The sequence below is a fragment of the Cobetia sp. cqz5-12 genome (assembly GCF_016495405.1).
Classification (GTDB): Bacteria; Pseudomonadota; Gammaproteobacteria; order Pseudomonadales; family Halomonadaceae; genus Cobetia.
In genome coordinates, this window is record NZ_CP044522.1 from 576,263 (window position 1) to 594,245 (window position 17,983).

Here is a 17,983-nt window from a genome sequence, read left to right on the forward strand (position 1 = left end):
TGCGGCAAGAAAAAACGCCTCATTCCCGCGTCCATAGGGCGTTGGAATGAGGCGTTTTCAGTGCGAGGCCGTGTGATGCGATTCAGCTCGCTCGCATGTGTTCAGTCCCGCTTCATCTGGAGAGGCGCTTGAGCAGCGAGGAGGTGTCCCAGCGATTGCCGCCCATGGCCTGCACGTCGGCATAGAACTGATCGACCAGCGCCGTCACCGGCAGGCTGGCATCGATGCGGCGTGCTTCCGCCAGACAGATGTCGAGGTCCTTGCGCATCCAGTCGACGGCAAAGCCGTGATCGTACTCGTCCTTGATCATCGTGGCGTGCCGGTTCTCCATCTGCCAGGAGCCGGCGGCACCCTTGGAGATCACCTCGATCACCGCCTCGCGATCCAGTCCTGCCTGCTCGGCGAAGTGCAGGCCCTCGGAAAGCGCCTGCACCAGCCCGGCAATGCAGATCTGGTTGACCATCTTGGTGGTCTGGCCGGCACCGGTCTCGCCGATGCGCTTCACCGTGCGACCGTAGTGCGTCAGTACCGGCGCGGCACGCGCGTAATCCGCCTCGCTGCCGCCACACATGATGGTCAGCACGCCATTCACGGCGCCTTGCTGGCCGCCGGACACCGGTGCGTCGACGAAGCCGATGCCGGCCTCGCCCGCGGCGGCGGCCAGCTCGCGGGCCAGGTCGGCGCTGGCGGTGGTGTGGTCCACCAGCAGGCTGCCGCTCGCCATGCCGGCCAGCACGCCGTCGTCGCCGTAGGTGACGCTGCGCACGTCATCATCATTGCCCACGCACATCAGCACGATATCGGCGCCTTCGGCGGCTTCTCGCGGGGTGGCGTGATGGCTGCCGCCATACTCCTCGCTCCACTGCTCGGCGCGTGCACCTGTGCGGTTGTAGACCCGCACCTGAAGGCCGGCGCGTTTCAGATGGCCGGCCATGGGGTGACCCATGACACCGAGTCCGATGAAGGCGGCGGTACGTGGCGTTGCGTGTGTGTCTGACATGCTAGGGGCTCCTGGTCATCTGTCAGCGAAAGGCGGTCTTGCTGGGCATGACGGCGGTGTCGGTACCGCGTGACATTACGCTAACACGTCTGGCGTGGTACGAGGGGCTGTATATGACGGATGGCTTGTGCAGGAGTGGTGGCAGGGGTGTGAGGCGGGCGAGAAGAGGTGGGGACGGCGGTCAGCAACGAAAAAAACCGCCTCCTGAGAGGCGGTTTCGGTCGGCTGCCGGGGTGCGACGTGGCTTACTTGGCCGGATAGTCGCGCTGCGGGTGGCCGGTGTAGAGCTGACGCGGACGGCCGATGCGGTGACCGCCGGCGATCATCTCGTTCCAGTGGGAGATCCAGCCGATGGTGCGCGACATGGCGAAGATGACCGTGAACATGTTGGTCGGGATGCCGATCGCCTTGAGGATGATGCCGGAGTAGAAGTCGACATTCGGGTACAGCTTGCGCTCGATGAAGTACTCATCTTCCAGTGCGATCTGCTCCAGACGCTTGGCGATCTTGAGCTGCGGATCGTCGGCCATGCCCAGCTGCTCCAGCACTTCGTCACAGGTCTCCTTCATGACCTTGGCGCGCGGATCGAAGTTGCGATAGACGCGGTGACCGAAGCCCATCAGCTTGAACGGGTCATCCTTGTCCTTGGCCTTGTCGATGAAGCGCTGGATATTCTCTTCGGACTCTTCACCGATCTCGTCGAGCATGTTGAGCACGGCTTCGTTGGCACCGCCGTGTGCCGGGCCCCAGAGTGCCGCGATGCCGGCGCTGATGCAGGCGAACGGGTTGGCACCGGTGGAGCCGGCCAGACGCACGGTGGAGGTCGAGGCGTTCTGCTCGTGGTCGGCGTGCAGCATGAAGATGGTGTCCATCGCCTTGGCGAACACCGGGTTGATCTTGTACTCCTCACACGGGTTGCCGAACATCATGTACAGGAAGTTCTCGCCGTAGGAGAGGTCATTGCGCGGGTACATGAACGGCTGGCCGATGTTGTACTTGTGGCACATGGCAGCAAGGGTCGGCATCTTGGCGATCAGGCGCACCGCACTGACGTAGCGTTCCTTCTCGTTGTTGATGTTCAGGTTGTCGTGGTAGAAGGCGGCCAGGCCACCGACGACACCGCACAGGATCGCCATCGGGTGGGCGTCGCGACGGAAGCCCTTGAAAAAGTTGACGATCTGCTCGTGCACCATGGTGTGGTTGCCGATCAGCTGGGCGAACTTGTCGTATTCCTCGTCGCTCGGCAGCTCGCCGAACAGCAGCAGGTAGCACAGCTCGATGTAGTTGGAGCTCTTGGCCAGCTGGTCGATGGGGTAGCCGCGGTGCAGCAGTACGCCTTTCTGGCCATCGATGAAGGTGATGGATGATTCGCAGGCGGCAGTGGAAACGAAGCCCGGGTCGTAGGTGAACATGCCTTCGGCGGTCAGGCCGCGAACGTCGATGACGTCCTGGCCGAGCGTGCCGGAATAGACCGGGAACTCGATGCTCTTGTCGATACCGTCTACTGTCAATGTCGCTTTCTTGTCAGTCATGCCGACCTCCTCATTATTCGCGTAACTCTTTGACTTGCTTGCCATGCCGGGCTTGCATCAATCCCGCCCACTATAGAAGCCCGCGAAGGATTGTCAATTCGCCACACGGCGTAGAGACGCACGCCATGCTGCTGTGCGTCAGTTCTCCGACGTTTGTGTATCCCGTGGCGTCAGGTCGCGTCCTGTTCACTGCATTTTGTGCAATCCGTGGTTGCGGCCCTGCGACGTCATGCCATTTGTCATGCCAATGGCCAACCCCTATAATCCTCCGTCGCGCGACTGGCGGGAAATTCGGCTCGGTACCGTGGATGGCCTGCGCCCGAGACCCTTCCTCAAACCACCGCCCCTGCGGGCTTGCGTCCGTGTTGGGCCAAGAGAGTGTGTAAGAGCCGTGAATAGCAAACGACCCGTAAATCTCGATCTGACGACGATAAAATTCCCTCTCCCTGCGCTGACTTCAATCACCCACCGTATTACCGGCGTGATTCTGTTCGTGGGCCTGGTATTTGCGCTGTGGGCACTCGATGCCTCGCTGTCCTCCCCGGAAGGGTTCGAGGCGGTGCGTGATACCCTGGCGACCAACTTCCTGGCCAAGATCGTGGCCTGGGGCCTGCTGTCTGCCCTCGGTTTCCACTTCGTGGCTGGTATCAAGCACCTGCTGATGGACATGGATATTGGTGTCGAACTGGAAAGTGCTAATCGCAAGGCGCAGGTCACTGTCGTGATCAGTGCTGTTCTCGTGGTCCTGGCGGGAGTCTGGGTATGGTAAACAACATCACCAATTTCAGCCGCAGCGGTCTGTCCGACTGGGTGCTGCAGCGTGTTTCTGCCGTGATTCTGGCAGTCTATTCCGTGTTCATGGTCGGCTACCTGCTGCTCCATCCGAACCTCGACTACACCACCTGGAGTGGTCTGTTCGAGAACACGGCAATGCGCATCTTCTCTCTGATGGCATTCATCTCGATTGCCGCACACGCCTGGATCGGTCTGTGGACCGTGGCGACCGATTACATGAAGCCGACCGCACTGCGCTTCGGTTTCCAGGTCTTCGTCATCCTTGCGTTGTTCATCTTCTTGGTCTGGGGCGTTCAAGTCCTGTGGGGAGCCTGATACATGTCCACCATGCGTAGCCTGACATTCGACGCGATCATCATCGGCGGCGGCGGCGCTGGCCTGCGTGCCGGTCTCGAACTGTCCCAGTCCGGCAAGAAGACCGCCGTGCTGTCCAAGGTCTTCCCGACCCGCTCGCATACTGTCTCTGCCCAGGGCGGTATCACCTGTGCCATCGCTTCTGCTGATCCGAATGATGATTGGCGCTGGCACATGTATGACACCGTCAAGGGTGGCGATTACATCGCTGATCAGGACGCTGCGGAATATATGTGTACCGAAGGCCCGAAAGCGGTCTTCGAGCTTGAGCACATGGGTCTGCCGTTCTCCCGTTTCGACAACGGCCGCATCTATCAGCGTCCGTTCGGTGGCCAGTCCAAGGACTTCGGCAAGGGCGGCCAGGCGGCACGTACCTGCGCCGCGGCTGACCGTACCGGCCACGCCCTGCTGCACACCCTCTATCAGGCCAACCTGAAGAATGGCACCGTCTTCCTCGACGAGTGGTATGCCATCGATCTGGTCAAGAATGCCAACGGCGATATCGTCGGCGTGATTGCCCTGTGCATCGAGACCGGCGAGACCGTGGTCGTGAAGTCCAAGGCTACCGTTCTGGCCACTGGCGGTGCGGGCCGTATCTACGCCTCCACCACCAATGCCCTGATCAACACCGGCGACGGTATCGGCATGGCACTGCGTGCCGGTCTGCCGGTCCAGGACATGGAAATGTGGCAGTTCCACCCGACCGGGATTCACGGTGCGGGCGTTCTGGTCACCGAGGGTTGCCGCGGTGAAGGCGGCTACCTGGTCAACAAGGACGGCGAGCGCTTCATGGAGCGTTATGCGCCGAACGCCAAGGACCTCGCGGGCCGTGACGTCGTCGCGCGCTCCATGGTCATGGAGATCCTGGAAGGCCGTGGCTGTGGCGAGAATGGCGACCACGTCTTCCTGAAGCTGGATCACCTGGGCGAGGAAGTGCTCAACAAGCGCCTGCCGGGTATCTCCGAGCTGTCCAAGACCTTCGCGCACGTCGACCCGACCAACGCGCCGATCCCGGTCGTGCCGACCTGCCACTACATGATGGGCGGCATCGCCACCAACGTGCACGGTCAGGCCATCGCACAGAACGAAGACGGCAGCGACCGCATCGTCAACGGCCTCTATGCCGTGGGTGAAGTGGCCTGTGTGTCCGTTCACGGTGCCAACCGTCTGGGCGGCAACTCGCTGCTGGATCTGGTCGTCTTCGGTCGCGCCGCGGGCAAGTACATCGAAAGCGCGCTCAACGAAGGTGTCGAGTACCTCGAGCCGACCCAGAGCGACATCGATGCTGCCCTGGTGCGCCTGAACCGTTGGAACGAGTCCGAGAGCGGCGAGTCCGTGCCGGAACTCAAGCGCGAACTGCAGCAGATCATGCAGAACTCCTTCGGTGTCTTCCGTCAGGAAGACAAGATGGAAGAGGGCGTCAAGCAGCTGTCCGAGCTGCGCGAGCGTATCGCCAAGGCGGGTCTGTCCGATAAGTCGCAGGTCTTCAATACCGCGCGTATCGAAGCCCTCGAGCTGGACAACCTGATGGAAGTGGCGGAAGCCACTGCCATTGCGGCCCTGACCCGCAAGGAAAGCCGTGGTGCTCACTCCCGTTACGACTTCCCGGATCGTGATGACGAGAACTGGCTCAAGCATTCTCTGTTCTTCCCGAACGAGAAGCGTGTCGGCAAGCGTGACGTGAACTTCGCGCCGAAGACCGTCGAGCGTTTCGAGCCGAAGATTCGTACCTACTGAGTCTGAACCGAAGGCGCACGTGCCGACCCGTTCGGGACGCCGCGTCTTCCTTCAGACCAAGTTCGCACTCGCTCGAGTTCACGCTCGCTTGAGTTCGCCGTGATCGAGGTGCATGCAGGTCACCGCATGCACCTGACCCGTTTGCCCGGAGGGGAAACCATGCTTCAGGTATCCATATACCGCTACAACCCTGAAACCGATACTGCGCCGTACATGCAGGAGTTTCAGGTCGACACCCAGGGTCGTGACCTGATGGTGTTGAACGTGATGGAAATGCTCAAGGAACAGGACAGCTCGCTGGCCTATCGTCGCAGCTGCCGTGAAGGCGTCTGTGGTTCGGACGGCATGAACATGAACGGCAAGAACGGCCTGACCTGTGTCACCGCTCTGTCCGAAGTCGTCAAGGACAACAAGCTGGTGCTGCGTCCGCTGCCGGGTCTGCCGGTCGTGCGTGACCTGGTCGTCGACATGAGCATCTTCTACAAGCAGTACGAGCGCATCCAGCCGTACCTGCTCAATGACACGCCGGCACCGGCCATCGAGCGTCTGCAGTCGCCGGAAGACCGTGACAAGCTCGACGGTCTCTACGAGTGCATCCTGTGCGCCTGCTGCTCGACTGCCTGCCCGTCCTTCTGGTGGAACCCGGACAAGTTCGTCGGTCCGAGCGGTCTGCTGCAGGCCTATCGCTTCCTGGCGGACTCGCGTGACACCGCCACCAAGGAGCGTCTGAGCGAGCTGGATGACCCGTTTGCCGTATTCCGTTGTCGCGGAATCATGAATTGTGTCGCGGTTTGCCCCAAGGGTCTGAACCCGACACGTGCCATCGGCAAGATTCGTGAGCTTTTGCTGGCAAACGCCACTTAAAAGCCGCGCCTTAGCTTGCTATGATGCACGTCAGCTGCGGCAGGGTGTCACACCTTGCCGCAGCGCACAGCTTGCTGAAGCCGGTGCCTTGTGCACCGGCTTTTGACGATAAAAGAAGACTCAGATGGTGAAGGCCTCCATGGTTTCGCCATACAGGGCATAATCGAGTGACGCCGACAGCGCTTGTCAGGCGCCTACCCCACCCCATCAGTCAGGGTGACCGAGAGATGCAAGAAGGCACAATGGAGTTGATGTGGCGCACTTCCCATATGAGCGGGGGGAATGTCCACTACGTAGAAGATCTCTACGAGCGTTATCTTGTCGACCCGAATGAGGTTCCCGACGAGTGGCGCAACTACTTTGATACTCTGCCGCGTCATGACGGCAGCCCCTCCCAGGATGTTCCGCTAGCGCCGATCCGTGATCAGTTCTATGAGATGGGTCGCAACAGTCGCCGCCCGGTGGCTGTCTCTGCGGGCGAAAGCAGCGAGAACAAGAAGCAGGTTCGTGTTCTCCAGCTGATCAATGCCTACCGCTTCCGTGGCCACCAGAAGGCGGATATCGATCCCCTCGGTCTGCGCAAGCCGGCACCGGTTCCGGACCTCGAACTGTCCTTCCATCAGCTGTCCGCCGCTGACATGGACGTCGAGTTCCAGACCGGCTCGCTGTTCCTCGGCAAGGATGTTGCACCGCTCAAGGAAATCCACGCCGCGCTGGAGCAGACCTACTGCCGCAGCATCGGCGCCGAGTTCATGCACATCGTCAACACGGAAGAGAAGCGCTGGCTGCAGCAGCGTTTCGAGTCCGTACGTTCCAAGCCGAACTTCTCACGCGATGTCCGTCATCACGTGCTGGAACGTCTGACCGCCGCCGAAGGCCTCGAGAGCTATCTCGCCAGCAAGTACCCGGGCACCAAGCGCTTTGGTCTGGAAGGCGGCGAATCCTTCATTCCGATGATGGATGAGCTGATCCAGCGCAGCGGCAAGTACGGTACCAAGGAAGTCGTGATCGGCATGGCCCACCGTGGCCGTCTAAACCTGCTGGTCAACCTGCTGGGCAAGAGCCCGTCAGAGCTGATCGAGGAATTCGATGGCAAGAAGCAGATTGCCAAGGGTTCCGGCGACGTGAAGTACCACCAGGGCTTCAGCTCGAATGTCATGACCCCGGGCGGCGAAGTGCACCTGGCGCTGGCGTTCAACCCGTCGCACCTGGAAATCGTCTCTCCGGTGGTGGAAGGCTCCGTGCGTGCCCGTCAGGACCGTCGCGAAGACAGCGAAGGCGACAGCGTACTGCCGATCTCCATCCACGGTGACGCGGCATTCGCCGGTCAGGGCGTGGTCATGGAAACCTTCCAGATGTCGCAGACCCGTGCCTACAAGACGGGCGGTACCGTGCATGTCGTCATCAACAACCAGGTGGGCTTCACCACCTCGCGTGCCGATGACGCTCGCTCGACCGAATACTGCACCGACATCGCCAAGATGGTTCAGGCGCCGATCATCCACGTCAACGGAGATGATCCGGACGCCGTGCTGCACGCCGCTCAGGTCGCCATCGACTACCGTCAGCAGTTCAAGCGTGACGTCGTGATCGACCTCGTGTGTTACCGCAAGCGCGGTCACAACGAAGCCGACGAGCCGTCCGGTACCCAGCCGCTGATGTACGCCAAGATCAAGTCCCAGAAGACTGCCCGCGAGAAGTATGCGGACCGTCTGGTCGAGGAAGGCGTGCTCAGCGCGGAAGAGACCAAGCACCTGGTCGATCAGTACCGTGCCGACCTGGATGCCGGCAACCACGTTGCCAATGCGCTGGTGAAGCAGCCCAATACCGGTCTGTTCGTCGATTGGACGCCGTATCTGGGCCACGAGTGGACCGGCGTTGCCGATACCTCGATGGACATGAAGCAGTTGCAGGCGCTCGCCAACAAGATGTGCGAAGTGCCGGACGGCATCTCGGTCCAGCGTCAGGTCAACAAGATCTACGAAGATCGTCGCAAGATGGCCGCTGGTGGCATGCCGCTGAACTGGGGCTTCGCCGAGACACTGGCCTACGCCACTCTGGTCGATGCCGACCATCCGGTGCGTATCACCGGTCAGGACGTGGGTCGTGGCACCTTCTCCCACCGTCACGCGGTGGTGCACAACCAGAAGGATGGCGACACCTACGTGCCGCTGCAGCACATCAAGGATGGTCAGGCGACCTTCACCATCCATGACTCCTACCTCTCCGAGGAAGCGGTGCTGGCCTTTGAATATGGCTATGCCACCACCATGCCCAAGGCATTGGTCGTGTGGGAAGCCCAGTTCGGTGACTTCGCCAACGGCGCCCAGGTGGTGATGGACCAGTTCATCTCCTCCGGCGAGAGCAAGTGGGGCCGCCTGTGTGGTCTGACCATGCTGCTGCCGCACGGCTATGAGGGCCAGGGCCCGGAGCACAGCTCTGCGCGTCTCGAGCGTTACCTTCAGCTGTGTGCCGAGCACAACATGCAGGTGTGCATGCCGACCACGCCGGCGCAGATCTACCATCTGCTGCGTCGTCAGGTCATCCGCTCGCTGCGCAAGCCGCTGGTCGTGCTGTCACCCAAGTCTCTGCTGCGTCACAAGGAAGCGACTTCCACCCTCGACGAGCTGGCCGATGGCCGCTTCGAGATGGTGCTGTCCGACAAGGGCAACCTGGAAGCTTCCAAGGTCAAGCGTGTCGTGCTGTGTGCAGGCAAGGTCTACTACGACCTGGCCGCCTATCGCGCCGAGCAGGGCCGTGAAGATGTTGCCATCATCCGTGTCGAGCAGCTCTATCCCTTCCCGAAGGAAGAGCTCCAGGCCGCCATCGCCGACTACGAGAATCTCGAGCAGGTGATGTGGTGTCAGGAAGAGCCGCTCAACCAGGGTGCCTGGTACCAGAGTCAGCACCATATGCGTCAGGTCGCTGAGCAGCACCGTCAGGGGCTTGGCATGAGCCTGGACTTCGCCGGACGCCCGGCCTCTGCGGCACCTGCCGCGGGCTACATGTCCGTTCATAACGAGCAGCAGCGCCAGCTGGTCGACGACGCCTTCAACAAGTAAAGGCTCGCGACCCGCAAGGGCACCGAGAGAGAATTGAGTTAAGGAACTCCAATGGCTATCGATATCAAAGCGCCGTCTTTTCCGGAATCCGTCGCCGAAGGCACTGTGGCGACCTGGCACAAGCAGCCCGGCGACAGCGTCGAGCGTGACGAGCTGATCGTCGAGATCGAGACCGACAAGGTCGTGCTGGAAGTCGTCGCACCGCAGGACGGCACCCTGGGCGAGATCAAGGTTCAGGAAGGCGACACCTGCGAGTCCGAGCAAGTGCTGGGCTCCATCGGTGATGCAGACGCCGCTGCGTCTTCTGACGCCAAGGACGACTCCGCCGCTGAGAGCAAGTCCGAAAGCAAGGATGACGCTAAGGCCGAAAGCAAGCCGGCCGCCGGTGGCGAAGGCAAGACGCTGGAAGTCAAGGCGCCGAGCTTCCCGGAATCCGTCGCTGAAGGCACCGTCGCCACCTGGCACAAGAAGGTCGGTGAAGCCTGCGAGCGCGACGAACTGATCGTCGAGATCGAGACCGACAAGGTCGTGCTGGAAGTCGTGGCTCCGGCCGATGGCGCCCTGAGCGAGATCAAGGTGCAGGAAGGCGATACCTGCGAGACCGAAGCCGTGCTGGCGCTGTTCAGCGCTGGTGCTTCCGGTGGCGCTGCTCCGGCCGCTGAGGCAAGCGACGACAAGTCCGGGTCTGATGAAGGTCAGGACGAGAAGGTCGGCGACAAGATCCTCGCCCCGGCAGCCCGCAAGATGGTCGCCGAGCACGATCTGGACGTCAGCAAGCTGGTCGGTACCGGCAAGGGCGGTCGCGTGCTGAAGGAAGACGTGGCCAAGGCCGTCAAGGAAGGCACTGCGGGCAAGTCCGCTGCCAAGCCTGCCGCAGCCAAGCCGGCTGCTGCTCCGAAGGCCGCTCCGGCCTTCGAGGGCGAGCGTCCCGAGAAGCGCGTGCCGATGAGCCGCATGCGTCAGACCATCGCCAAGCGTCTGGTCAATGCCCAGCAGACCGCTGCCATGCTTACCACTTACAACGAAGTGGACATGAGCGCGGTGATGGAACTGCGCAAGCAGTACAAGGACACCTTCCAGAAGGTGCACGACACCAAGCTCGGCTTCATGGGCTTCTTCGTCAAGGCGGCCACCGAAGCGCTCAAGCGCTTCCCGGACGTCAATGCCTCCATCGACGGCACCGACATCGTCTACCACGGTTACCAGGACATCGGTGTTGCCGTGTCTTCCGACCGCGGTCTGGTCGTGCCGGTGCTGCGTGATACCGACAGCATGAAGCTTGCCGATGTCGAAAAGACCATCGTCGACTTCGGTCAGCGTGCTCGCGCCGGCAAGCTGGGCATCGATGAGATGCAGGGCGGTACCTTCACGATCACCAACGGCGGCATCTTCGGTTCTCTGATGTCCACCCCGATCCTGAATCCGCCGCAGACCGCCATCCTAGGCATGCACAAGATCCAGGAGCGTCCGATGGCCGTGAACGGTCAGGTCGTCATCCGTCCGATGATGTATCTGGCACTGTCCTACGATCACCGCATGATCGATGGCAAGGATGCAGTCCAGTTCCTCGTCGCCATCAAGGACCTGCTGGAAGATCCGGCTCGTTTCCTGCTCGACGTCTGAGACCGCAATGTCTCACGTCCTTGAGGATCTCGAGGGCGTGAGCGGCCCCGGCGGGTGGCACTGACACTCGCCGGGTTGCCAACCCGAATCGAACTGCACCAACAGGAAGAGACATGGCCGATAAATTTGATGTGATCGTCATTGGCGCTGGCCCTGGTGGCTATGTTGCCGCTATCCGCGCTGCTCAGCTGGGTCTGAAGACCGCCTGCGTCGAGAAGTGGGTCAACAAGGAAGGCAAGGTCGTTCACGGCGGTACCTGCCTGAACGTCGGCTGCATTCCGTCCAAGGCATTGCTGGAAACCTCGCACAAGTACGTCGAAGCGCGTGATGAGTTCGCCGAACTGGGCATCAAGGCTGACGGCGTCGAGATCGACGTGGCCAAGATGATCGAGCGCAAGGCGCAGATCGTGAAGAACCTGACCGGCGGTATCTCCGGTCTGTTCAAGGCCAACGGTGTCACCGCGCTGGAAGGTACCGGCAAGGTGCTGCCCAACAAGCAGGTCGAAGTGACCGATCACGACGGTGGCAAGACGACCTACGAAGCCGAGAACATCGTCATCGCGTCCGGTTCCGTGCCGGTCGAGATTCCGCCGACGCCGCTGACCGAAGGTCTGATCGTCGATTCCACCGGCGCGCTCGAGTTCGACGAAGCGCCGAAGCGTCTGGGTGTCATCGGTGCCGGTGTCATCGGCCTCGAGCTCGGTAGCGTGTGGAGCCGTTGCGGTTCTGAAGTCACCGTGCTGGAAGCGGTCGACAGCTTCCTGCCGATGGTCGATGCGGCCGTCGCCAAGGAAGCCCAGAAGCTGCTCAAGAAGCAAGGGCTGGACATCAAGCTCGGCGCCCGTGTGACCGGTTCCGACATCAAGGACAGCGAAGTCGTCGTCAAGTACACCGACGCCAACGGCGAACAGGAACAGACCTTCGACAAGATCATCGTCGCGGTCGGCCGTCGTCCGTACACCCAGAGCCTGCTCGACAGCGATGTCGGCATCAATCTGGACGAGCGTGGCTTCATCCACGTCGATGACCAGTGCGCGACCAGCGTGCCGGGCGTCTACGCCATCGGCGACGTGGTGCGTGGCCCGATGCTGGCGCACAAGGCCTCTGAAGAGGGCGTGATGGTTGCCGACATCATCGCCGGCCACAAGGCCGAGATGAACTACGACGCCATCCCGAGCATCATCTACACCTTCCCGGAAGTGGCGTGGGTCGGCAAGACCGAACAGCAAGCCAAGTCCGAAGGCATCGAAGTCAAGACCGGCAGCTTCCCGTTCGCGGCAAGCGGTCGTGCCATGGCCAACAATGCCACTGAAGGTCTGGCCAAGATCATTGCCGACGCTGAGACTGATCGCGTCCTGGGCGTTCACATCATCGGCCAGCATGCCGGTGAGCTGATCGCACAGGGTGTGACTGCCCTCGAGTTCGGCGCAAGCGCCGAAGACCTCGCACTGATCTGCACGGCTCACCCGACGCTGTCGGAAGCCGTGCACGAAGCCGCGCTGGCCGTTGACGGGCATGCGATTCACATCGCAAACCGCAAGAAGCGCAAGTAAGCGTCCTTCCGAACAAGAGGCGCGTCGCCCCGGCCAGGCCGGGGCGAACGGTGGCAGTGGCATCTTGCGACTGCCGTTCGAGTCTAATGCAACCAATGGCATGACACGATGAACCTTCACGAATATCAGGCAAAACAACTTTTTGCCGATTATGGCCTGCCGGTGTCCAAGGGCTTTGCCGTTGACACCCCGGAAGACGCTGCTGAAGCGTGCAAGAAGATTGGCGGCGACAAGTGGGTCGTCAAGGCACAGGTCCACGCAGGTGGCCGCGGCAAGGCTGGCGGCGTCAAGCTGGTCGACAGCGCACAGGCTGCTTCCGACTTTGCGACCCAGTGGCTGGGCAAGAACCTGGTGACCTACCAGACTGACGAAAACGGTCAGCCGGTCACCAAGATTCTCGTCGAGAACTGCACCGACATCGCCGAAGAACTGTACCTGGGCGCCGTCGTAGACCGCACCACTCGTCGCATCGTCTTCATGGCTTCCACTGAAGGCGGCGTGGAAATCGAGAAGGTTGCTGAAGAGACGCCGGAAAAGATCCTGAAAGCCGAGATCGATCCGCTGGTCGGCGCACAGCCGTACCAGGCGCGTGAACTGGCCTTCAAGCTGGGTCTGAACCCGACCCAGATCAAGCAGTTCACCAAGATCTTCCTGGGTCTGGCGAAGATGTTCGCCGACAAGGATTTCGCGCTGCTGGAAATCAACCCGCTGGTCATCACCGACGAAGGCAACCTCCACTGCCTCGACGGCAAGATCAACATCGACGCCAACGCCGTCTACCGTCACCCGGACCTGCAGGCGATGCACGATCCGTCTCAGGAAGACGAGCGTGAAGCGCATGCTGCCAAGTTCGAACTGAACTACGTTGCCCTCGACGGCAACATCGGCTGCATGGTCAACGGCGCAGGCCTGGCGATGGGCACCATGGACATCGTCAACCTGTCTGGCGGCAAGCCGGCCAACTTCCTCGACGTGGGTGGCGGTGCTACCAAGGAACGCGTTGCAGAAGCATTCAAGATCATCCTGTCCGACGACAACGTCAAAGCTGTTCTGGTGAACATCTTCGGCGGCATCGTGCGTTGTGACATGATCGCCGAAGGCATCATCGGTGCCGTCGAGCAGGTCGGTGTCAACGTGCCGGTCGTGGTGCGTCTGGAAGGTAACAACGCTGAACTCGGCGCCAAGAAGCTGGCCGAAAGCGGTCTGAACATCATCGCTGCTACCAGCCTGACTGACGCGGCGCAGCAGGTTGTCAAAGCTGCGGAGGGCAAGTAATGAGCATTTTGATCGACAAGAACACCAAGGTGATCTGCCAGGGCTTCACTGGTGGCCAGGGTACCTTCCACTCTGAACAAGCCATCGCCTACGGCACCAAGATGGTCGGTGGCGTGACGCCGGGCAAGGGTGGTCAGACTCACCTGGGCCTGCCGGTGTTCAACACCGTCGCCGAAGCCGTTGCCGAGACTGGCGCTGAAGCGTCCGTCATCTACGTGCCGGCACCGTTCTGCAAGGATTCCATCCTTGAAGCGGCCAATGCAGGCATCAAGCTGATCGTCTGCATCACCGAAGGCGTGCCGACTCTCGACATGCTGGAAGTCAAGGTCAAGTGCGACGAGCTGGGCGCGCGCGTCATCGGTCCGAACTGCCCGGGTGTCATTACTCCGGGTGAGTGCAAGATCGGTATCATGCCGGGTCACATCCACCAGCCGGGCAAGGTCGGTATCGTGTCTCGTTCCGGCACCCTGACCTACGAAGCCGTCAAGCAGACCACTGACCACGGTTTCGGTCAGTCCAGCTGTGTCGGTATCGGCGGCGACCCGATCCCGGGCTCCAACTTCATCGACATCCTCGAGATGTTCGAGAAGGACCCGAAGACCGAAGCCATCGTCATGATCGGCGAGATCGGCGGTTCTGCTGAAGAAGAAGCAGCTGCCTACATCAAGGCGAACGTCACCAAGCCGGTCGTCTCCTACATCGCTGGTGTGACTGCGCCTCCGGGCAAGCGCATGGGCCATGCAGGCGCCATCATCTCCGGCGGCAAGGGTACTGCCGACGAGAAGTTCGCGGCTCTGGAAGCGGCTGGCGTCAAGACTGTGCGTTCCCTCGCGCAGATCGGCGATGCCATCAAGGAAGTCACTGGCTGGTAAGCCATTGACCTCCTGACAGCGATCGGCGCCAAGCGGATCGCATGTCACAGAAAGGGCAGGCCCACAGGGCCTGCCCTTTTTTCGTTTCTGGCCGCCGCCAGTCGCTCCCGAGTGCATGTCGGCGGGTTTACTACCTGCGGCCGGTGGTACAGGCGAGGGGAGAGGTGTCTTACAGGTGCAGGCGCGACAGGTGCGTTCATATCAAGCAGTTGCTAATCTGATGGTTGTTCATTGGCACCTGACCAAGCGACACGTGCAGATGCCCCACGGCGCAACACGACTCACTGATAAGGATGTTCCATGCTCAAGTCATTCCCCGCCCTCACGCGCTCCGCGCGCCTGCTGGCGCTGCTCTCCCTGCCGTTGGCTGCTGGTGTACCGCTGTCTGCCAGTGCAGATTCCGGCGCGGCGGCAGCCTCCGCCCCAGAAGCGTCAGCGAGCATGCAGGTGCCCGCCAAGGGCATCGAGTCGGTGACCAGCCGTGATGACGTCGCCAGCGTCCAGGCGCGTCTCGAGACGGCGCTCGAGGCCAAGGGGCTGACGCTGTTCACCGTCATCGATCATGAGGCGGGTGCAGAGAAGGTGGGCATGGAGCTGCCCGCGACGCATACCGTCATCTTCGGCAATCCCAAGGTGGGCACCTTGCTGATGCAGTGCAACGGGACGGCCGCCCTGGACCTGCCGCAGAAGATGCTGATTCGCGCCGTGGAGGGCGGCAGCGTGATCGAGTGGAATGATCCCCAGTACATGGCCAATCGTCATGATCTCGGCGACTGCAAGCTGCCACTGGACAAGATCGCCGGGCTGCTCAAGGGGCTGGCCGCCGAAGCGGCGGGTCAATGAAGGCAGCGCTCATCACGTGTCGATGCTGAAATCGTGCACTGACAGCGAGCGCTGACGATCGATCAGGACGAGAAAGCCGGACTCCTCACGGAGTCCGGCTTTTTGATGTCCCCCTGCTGGCTGCTGGATGTCCTATAGGGCGTCGCCATTGTTCTTGAGCCACTGCACGGCGCGGTCCGGGTAGTCCGTGAAGACACCATCGACCTTGGCGTCGACGAAGAAGGCGCGCAGCATGTCGTCGTAATCGCTGGCCCAGTCCGGGATGCGGCCTTCATCGAGTCGGAAGGTGTATGGCATCACGATCAGCCCCTGCGCATGGGCTTCCTCGACCAGCGGCGTGACCTTGATGTCGTCCCGAGTCGAGCTGTCCTCGATCACCATCGGCTTCCACGGCCCGATGCCATCGGCGTAGGTGGCAATGCGCTGCATGCCGCCCTCCTGATACATCCAGTCATAGTCATAGGGTTCAAGCTTGCCATCCGCATCCGGCTGGAAGGTCATGTCCCAGCTGGTCTCGCCCATCAGCTGCACCAGACGCAGGTCCATCTCCAGTTCGGGCTGCAGCGTGTCGTGGATGCGCTTGAGGCCATTGGGATCGAAGACCTGCACGACAGCGTTGTCATCATGCGCGACGTAGCCGTACTGCTTGAGGGTCTCGAGGACCGCGCGCGAGACCTGCTTGCCTTCCGACTGGTGGAACCAGGGCGCCTTGATCTCCACATACAGGCCGACATCGCGCCCGGTGGAGTGATTCAGCCCCTGGATCATCTCGATCTCTTCACTCAGGGTGTGCAGGCCGAAGTGGGACTTGCCCAGCGGGAAGCGCTCGGGGTAGTCAGCAACCTGCTCGCCATCCTTGACGGTGAAGCCCTCGCTGAACGACAGCTTGCGCAGCTCGTCCAGCGTGAAGTCGATGGCGTAGTAGCGGCCATCGTCACGCGCACGCTCGGGGAAGACCTCGGCGACATTGGTCACGCGATCCAGGAAGCGGTCGTGCAGCACCACCAGCTGGTCATCCTTGCTCATCACCACGTCCTGCTCGAGGAAGTCGGCGCCCTGGGCGTAGGCCATCGCCTTGGCGGCGAGTGTGTGCTCCGGCAGGTAGCCTGAGGCCCCCCGGTGGGCGACCACGACCTTGTCTGTGCAATGGCCGGGGTCGATGCTGCGCAGCGGGCTGTCATCAGCGAGTGCCGCTGAGGTCGAGGTGGCCAGCAGCGAGCCGACCACGCCCATCATGGCCAGCGGGCGGCGAATGCGGACGGGAGTCGGGTGACGCTGGGAAGGATGCGGCATGTGAGATCACCTTGAGCTGTGGTTATTGTATGGTCGTTCAATAAAGCCGCCTGCCAACATAACAAAATCTTATTCATATGGCGATGGTCAAGTGTTTTTCATGATGATGTCTGCAGCGCTGCTCGGTTGTCCTGTCAGGTGGTCGCCGAGCGACGCTTGAGCAAGCTTCCCAGCATGCTGCGTCCCGCCATCACGAAGAACACCGGGGCGCCGGCGATCAGGTAGAAATAGAAGGTCACCGCTCGCCAGATCACCACGGCCGCCGCGGCACTGGCGGCGCCGATCATCGGGCTGAGCAGGGCAGTGGAGGACAGCTCCGCGCCTCCGGCACCGCCGGGTAACAGCGTCAGCTGGCCCGCCGCCAGCGAAAGCATCTGCACGATGAAGGTCCAGCTCCAGTCGATGTCCTGCCCCAGCCCGGACACGGCCAGATAGAGGATCGAGTAGCGCAGCAGCCAATGGGCACAGCAGAGCAGGAAGATCAGGCTCAGCGTCAGGCGCGGCAGGGCGAGTGTCTCGACCAGCGCATGGCGGAAGTGGATCAGGCCCCGCGCCAGCTTGACGCGTGAGCGATGGCGCACCTTGAGCCAGCGCAGCAGGCGTCCGCTGGTCTTGAGCAGGCGCCGATGATGCTTGCCCAGTGCGGCCAAAAGGCCAAAGCCGATGATCAGCAACAGCGCCGGCACGGCCAGCATCCACCCCAGGCGCAGGTCGATGGTATGTGAGAGGGCGTAGAGCCCGATGCTGGCCAGCGCCGAGAGGAAGAACAGCATGTCGGTGATCTGATCGACCGCGAATACCGCCGTGGCCTGTGCCGGGCGTACCCCCTGGCGAGATAGCAGCCCCATCAGGGTGAGCGGGCCGCCACTTCCGCCAGGAGTGGCGCTGATGGCGAATTCGGTGGCCATCACCATGCCGACGGCGCGGCGCTGCCCCAGATGACCGCCCCGGCCGGCCAGTAGTAGACGCAACCGGCCGGCGTTCAGGTTCCAGCACATCACGATCATGCCCAGCATCAAGAGGAAGGTGTCGAGGGGGAACTGGCGCAACTGGCCACCCAGTCCGCTGCCACCCAGCACCAGCGGTATCGCGATGACCATCACAAGGCCAGCACCCAGTAACCAGAGGGCACGATTCATGGCAGATTCCCGCAGCGGGTTGTCACAAGGCCCATACGACG

The 17,983-nt window shown here is 61.8% G+C and carries 14 protein-coding genes; 10 read left to right on the plus strand and 4 right to left on the minus strand.

The genetic code is table 11. The annotated features are described in order from the left end of the window. Nucleotides 1–112: 112 nt before the first annotated feature. Nucleotides 113–1,000 (minus strand): NAD(P)-dependent oxidoreductase, encoded by an 888-nt coding sequence (locus F8A90_RS02500; RefSeq protein ID WP_200018803.1) that lies wholly within the window; start codon nucleotides 998–1,000, stop codon nucleotides 113–115. Nucleotides 1,001–1,245: 245 nt separating this feature from the next. Continuing rightward, a complete protein-coding gene (gene gltA / locus F8A90_RS02505) occupies nucleotides 1,246–2,532 on the minus strand; it encodes a citrate synthase (protein ID WP_166019831.1) in 1,287 nt (428 codons plus the stop codon). Nucleotides 2,533–2,923: 391 nt separating this feature from the next. Here gltA and sdhC point away from each other — a divergent pair, with 391 nt between their 5' ends. The 10 genes from sdhC to F8A90_RS02555 all read left to right on the plus strand — a co-directional run bounded on the left by sdhC (nucleotide 2,924) and on the right by F8A90_RS02555 (nucleotide 15,510). Continuing rightward, nucleotides 2,924–3,301, plus strand: a complete 378-nt coding sequence (sdhC, locus tag F8A90_RS02510; RefSeq protein ID WP_043333108.1) for a succinate dehydrogenase, cytochrome b556 subunit — start codon at nucleotides 2,924–2,926, stop codon at nucleotides 3,299–3,301. Beyond that, nucleotides 3,295–3,642, plus strand: coding sequence for a succinate dehydrogenase, hydrophobic membrane anchor protein (gene sdhD, locus F8A90_RS02515; protein WP_043333107.1), 348 nt, complete (start codon nucleotides 3,295–3,297; stop codon nucleotides 3,640–3,642). Before sdhC ends, sdhD begins: the two co-directional genes overlap by 7 nt. A 3-nt stretch (nucleotides 3,643–3,645) precedes the next feature. Next, nucleotides 3,646–5,418 carry a succinate dehydrogenase flavoprotein subunit gene (gene sdhA, locus F8A90_RS02520; protein WP_166019832.1) on the plus strand — a complete coding sequence of 591 codons (1,773 nt, stop codon included), beginning with the start codon at nucleotides 3,646–3,648 and terminating at the stop codon, nucleotides 5,416–5,418. Nucleotides 5,419–5,577: 159 nt separating this feature from the next. Next, on the plus strand, nucleotides 5,578–6,282 hold the full coding sequence (locus tag F8A90_RS02525; RefSeq protein WP_043333105.1) for a succinate dehydrogenase iron-sulfur subunit: 705 nt from the start codon (nucleotides 5,578–5,580) through the stop codon (nucleotides 6,280–6,282). 227 nt (nucleotides 6,283–6,509) lie between these two features. Continuing rightward, nucleotides 6,510–9,344 carry a 2-oxoglutarate dehydrogenase E1 component gene (locus F8A90_RS02530; protein WP_200018805.1) on the plus strand — a complete coding sequence of 945 codons (2,835 nt, stop codon included), beginning with the start codon at nucleotides 6,510–6,512 and terminating at the stop codon, nucleotides 9,342–9,344. A gap of 51 nt (nucleotides 9,345–9,395) precedes the next feature. Continuing rightward, nucleotides 9,396–10,967 (plus strand): 2-oxoglutarate dehydrogenase complex dihydrolipoyllysine-residue succinyltransferase, encoded by a 1,572-nt coding sequence (gene odhB, locus F8A90_RS02535; protein ID WP_200018807.1) that lies wholly within the window; start codon nucleotides 9,396–9,398, stop codon nucleotides 10,965–10,967. Between the two features lie 113 nt (nucleotides 10,968–11,080). After that, nucleotides 11,081–12,520, plus strand: coding sequence for a dihydrolipoyl dehydrogenase (gene lpdA / locus F8A90_RS02540; RefSeq protein WP_166019835.1), 1,440 nt, complete (start codon nucleotides 11,081–11,083; stop codon nucleotides 12,518–12,520). A 108-nt stretch (nucleotides 12,521–12,628) separates the two neighbouring features. Then, a complete protein-coding gene (gene sucC, locus F8A90_RS02545; protein WP_043333999.1) occupies nucleotides 12,629–13,795 on the plus strand; it encodes an ADP-forming succinate--CoA ligase subunit beta in 1,167 nt (388 codons plus the stop codon). Next, nucleotides 13,795–14,667, plus strand: a complete 873-nt coding sequence (gene sucD / locus F8A90_RS02550; RefSeq protein WP_043333998.1) for a succinate--CoA ligase subunit alpha — start codon at nucleotides 13,795–13,797, stop codon at nucleotides 14,665–14,667. The genes sucC and sucD overlap by 1 nt, the downstream gene beginning before the upstream one ends. Nucleotides 14,668–14,967: 300 nt before the next feature. Then, entirely contained in the window at nucleotides 14,968–15,510 is a 543-nt protein-coding gene (locus F8A90_RS02555) for a DUF302 domain-containing protein (RefSeq protein ID WP_200018809.1), read from the plus strand. A 132-nt stretch (nucleotides 15,511–15,642) separates the two neighbouring features. On the opposite strand, the gene glpQ is transcribed toward F8A90_RS02555, so the two are convergent. Further along, nucleotides 15,643–16,803 carry a glycerophosphodiester phosphodiesterase gene (gene glpQ, locus F8A90_RS02560; RefSeq protein ID WP_200018811.1) on the minus strand — a complete coding sequence of 387 codons (1,161 nt, stop codon included), beginning with the start codon at nucleotides 16,801–16,803 and terminating at the stop codon, nucleotides 15,643–15,645. Nucleotides 16,804–16,937: 134 nt separating this feature from the next. Continuing rightward, nucleotides 16,938–17,942, minus strand: coding sequence for a lysylphosphatidylglycerol synthase transmembrane domain-containing protein (locus F8A90_RS02565; protein ID WP_043333997.1), 1,005 nt, complete (start codon nucleotides 17,940–17,942; stop codon nucleotides 16,938–16,940). Nucleotides 17,943–17,983: the final 41 nt, after the last annotated feature.